Raw genomic sequence first — 3,712 nt, 5'->3', positions numbered from 1 at the left:
TATTATCAAGATAGATGCAGTTATTTTGCATTGTTGTCTTCAATTACGAATTACGAATTACGAATTATTTCGGGTTGACGCTTTTGCAACTGTTCTGAGTATTTTTGGGAATAGGTGTTAAACCAACGTTCCCAGTAATCTTGTTTATTTGTTAATTTAGCGACTACGCGGTTGTAATTGGTAAACCAGCCTTCCCAATAATCGCTAGGCTGCTTAACGCAACCGTCGCAGGTGGGACAACCAGCTTTACACTGAGGCACGGTATGAATGCTACCAATACAATTTGTACAAAGTTCAGGGTCAATCCAGTGCTGTCCGTCAACCACTTTAACTGCATTTGTGGGACATACCGTTAAACACAGATTGCAGGAAATACACTGGCTAGTAAGAATTTTGTAAGCCATGATTTATTCTCCTTTTGGGGATTGGGTACTGGGGATTGGGTACTGGGTACTGGGTACTGGGTAATGGATACTGGGAAAATTCTTCCTTAATTCCCAGTCCCTAGTCCCTAGTCCCCAGTCCCTAATCCCTAATTCCCTAATTCCTTAACGTATTGCTCGTAGAACTCCAAAGCAACCTTTTCAATTACGTCGTAAGCTTCAACAGTCTTGATTCCAGCTTCTTGCAATTTTTCTTGAGGACAGTTACCAATCTTGGAAACTAAAACTGCTTTGCAATCTGCGATCGCTTTCATAATATGCTCAAATGAAGCTTCTTCGCTGTATCCACCTTGGCAGTACTGGTCAATTTTGCGATGACCAACAAAGCGAACTTCGTCCCCACCCACTTCGTAAATTTGGAATTCTTTCGCATGACCGAAGTGTTGGTTAACTAATCCGCCGCCTTTGGTTGCTACTGCAACGAGAACTTTCGGACTATTGGCAATTTTCTTACCGGTTAACGCCTTATCTTTGGCTACTTTAAGTTCTTCTTTAAACTTCTCAATTCCTTCGTGAACAGTAGCGCGTTGTTCCATGTCATATTCGGGAGCCATTTCCAAGAATTTCTCTTTGGAAAATTCTTGGCTGCGGTCTTCTCCCAACAATCCGACTGCATCGGCACGGCACTGGCGACAGTGACGCATCATTTTCATGTTACCAGAGCAGTTGTCTTGAACTTCTTTGAGTTCTTTGGGTGTGGGACCGCGTTGACCGGTTAAACCGAAGTGTGTGCCATGTTCTGGTGCAGAAATCAAGGGCATGATGTTGTGCAAGAATGCACCTTTTTCACGGATGACTCGATTCACTTCAACTAAGTGATGGTCATTAATTCCGGGAATCATCACGGAGTTGACTTTGCACAAGATGTCAGCATCTTTCAGGGCTTGCAATCCTTCCATCTGTCTTTCGTGGAGAATTCTTGCGCCTTCAATGCCTCTATAACGCTTGCGTCTGTAATGAACCCAAGGATAAATCAATGCACCGATCTCTGGATCTACCATGTTAATGGTGATCGTCACGTGATCTATATTTAATTGTTTAATGCGATCGATGTAGTCAGGTAGCATTAAACCATTGGTTGATAAACACAGCTTGATGTCTGGTGCTTGTGCTGCAATCAACTCAAATGTGCGGAAGGTTTTTTCTGGGTTCGCCAATGGGTCGCCAGGGCCGGCAATTCCCACAACTGTCATTTGGGGAATCTTACCACCAATGACCAAAGCTTTGTGTGCAGCTTCTTCTGGTGTTAGCAATTCGCTAACTACTCCAGGACGGCTTTCGTTAGCGCAATCATATTTGCGGTTGCAATAGTTGCATTGAATGTTGCAAGCTGGTGCAACTGCAACGTGCATCCGGGCGTAGTGGTGATGAGCGTCTTCGCTGTAGCAGGGATGTTTAGCAATGCGTTCTTGCAGCTTTTCGTCTCTTTCCACGGTGGCGCTGCTGTTGCTGTCGCAGCCGCAATCACCGGATTTTGCTTGGGTTGGCGATTCCGTAGCGTTAGAGTTGAGGAGTCGTGTAGACGGTGATGTCATTGAGTTTCGCAAAAAGGTCGGTGGACTCGGCTGCCACTGTGGGAGATGCTGTTGCTACTCTTTCATGCCCAGAATTGAAGTCGCGTCTTTCACACTGCCTGCAAACCCTTGGGTTGGGGCGACTTGTTTTCAAGTCAGGCAGACAATAGATATCTGATGTTCGGCTGGTGTGTGTCAACGTTCGGTTCTTGGGTAGAATTGGTGCTTACAGCCGCGACTTCTCTTCACTTCAGGCATGGTGCTATGTCATCCCTCCACTCACCCTTCGCTTTGTTTCAGAGCGTTAGGTGATTGGCGATATAAGATTTATAGCAGCCGTCTCCCAGCCAGATGTTGCGTCTCTCTAGGATAGAATTTATTGGATTTATTACTTTTGTACTCAAATACTAAAAACCCTAATTCTTCAAGCATTACAAGAATTAAAAAAGTTTTTTTCAGGTAGGGGTTCTAGTATTTTTTGGTTGGGGTTCTAGTGTTTATAGATAGGGGTTCAGGATTTCTTTGTACTCAGCCAAAACCCAATCCTAGCAATAACTTTAACTAAATTGAAACTAGGTTTGGGTTATTTAAATGTGTACTCAGGTTGCCCTCAAGTTCCGTCAAAAGCATTAAATGCCAAGGGTTTGAGGGTGAAAAACTGGAGTAGTCTATATCGTTCTACTCCAGAAAAAAGCGAAATTCAATTCTGTATCTAACATATCATTTTTTCGAGGGTAAAAATGCAATTCATATTTTTTTAATTTTTGCTTTGACAATGATATTCAATTGTGGTTCTAAGTCTTGTCTGATAAGCGATATGAGGTAATGAAAATAGGTGTGTTGCTGCATATCATTTTCAAAAAACTTAACTTTTAACTCGTTTTTTTTATTCCCACAATGAGGAGATGGGTAGTAACCTCTCAGATTTTGTGTTTAAGAGAAACAACAAACTATAATCTAACATGATTGAGCGATCGCAATGAATTTTCTGAATTGCTCATTACAAACCTTAGCAAAAAATCCCCTTTCCCGACACGAGAAGCTAGGGTGTATACACAAGTCGAATTACCCCCCTTATCAAGGGGGGAAACAAGAAATCTAGTTCCCTCCCCTTTATAAGGGGAGGGTTAGGGTGGGGTAATTCAACAGACTGATTGTGATTCGATAACTTCAGGACTTACGCAACTGGCATATTATTTTCAGTTCGTAGTGAGGACTTTAGTCCTCAAAATAAGGGCTAAAGCCCTTACTACAAACTACAAGTCTGATTTTTTTGTGGCACTTGCGTAAGTCCTAAACTTGTGTATACACGGTATGTCAATTAGCTACAATCAAACCAAGCGTGAAAAAATCTTTGTTATGATAGCCATCCCCCAACAACCGCCAAAAATGACCGTTGAGGAATATCTCGAATGGGAACCTCAGCAAGACCTTCGTTACGAATATGCCAATGGCGAAGTATTTGCCATGACAGGCGGTACAATTCCCCATAACGACATTGCACTTAACTTGTACACTGCCTTACGCCCTCATTTGCATTCCAGAGGTTGTCGAGTGAATGTGTTAGACGTGAAAATGCAACTCACTCCCCAGAGTCGCTACTATTATCCTGATGTTATTGTCAGTTGCGACCCTCAAGACCTCAATGCCCGCAAATTTATTCAACATCCCAAGCTGATTGCTGAAGTTCTTTCGCCTGGTACAAGCGCTAAAGATCGGGGTGAAAAATTCACTTATTATCTGAGAATCCCCAGT

Annotated in this window: 4 protein-coding genes; 1 reads left to right on the top strand and 3 read right to left on the bottom strand. The window is 42.8% G+C overall.

The window, feature by feature from the left end; genetic code table 11:
- Positions 1-50 precede the first annotated feature (50 nt).
- The 3 genes from HWQ37_RS00260 to HWQ37_RS00250 all read right to left on the bottom strand — a co-directional run bounded on the left by HWQ37_RS00260 (position 51) and on the right by HWQ37_RS00250 (position 2,156).
- A complete protein-coding gene (locus HWQ37_RS00260) occupies positions 51-404 on the bottom strand; it encodes a 4Fe-4S binding protein (protein ID WP_292742542.1) in 354 nt (117 codons plus the stop codon).
- Between the two features lie 128 nt (positions 405-532).
- Positions 533-1,978 carry a nitrogenase cofactor biosynthesis protein NifB gene (gene nifB / locus HWQ37_RS00255; protein WP_292742541.1) on the bottom strand — a complete coding sequence of 482 codons (1,446 nt, stop codon included), beginning with the start codon at positions 1,976-1,978 and terminating at the stop codon, positions 533-535.
- On the bottom strand, positions 1,944-2,156 hold the full coding sequence (locus HWQ37_RS00250) for a hypothetical protein (RefSeq protein WP_292742540.1): 213 nt from the start codon (positions 2,154-2,156) through the stop codon (positions 1,944-1,946). The genes nifB and HWQ37_RS00250 overlap by 35 nt, the downstream gene beginning before the upstream one ends.
- A gap of 1,160 nt (positions 2,157-3,316) precedes the next feature.
- On the opposite strand from HWQ37_RS00250, the gene HWQ37_RS00245 reads away from it, so the two are divergent.
- Positions 3,317-3,712: Uma2 family endonuclease (locus HWQ37_RS00245; protein WP_292742544.1), on the top strand; the 396-nt coding region annotated here is incomplete at its 3' end.

Origin of the sequence: Nostoc sp. NMS4 (assembly GCF_017115095.1) — a bacterium.
Classification (GTDB): domain Bacteria; phylum Cyanobacteriota; class Cyanobacteriia; order Cyanobacteriales; family Nostocaceae; genus Nostoc.
The sequence above is the reverse complement of the archived record's forward strand: the minus strand, read 5'-3'. Positions and strand labels throughout refer to the sequence as shown.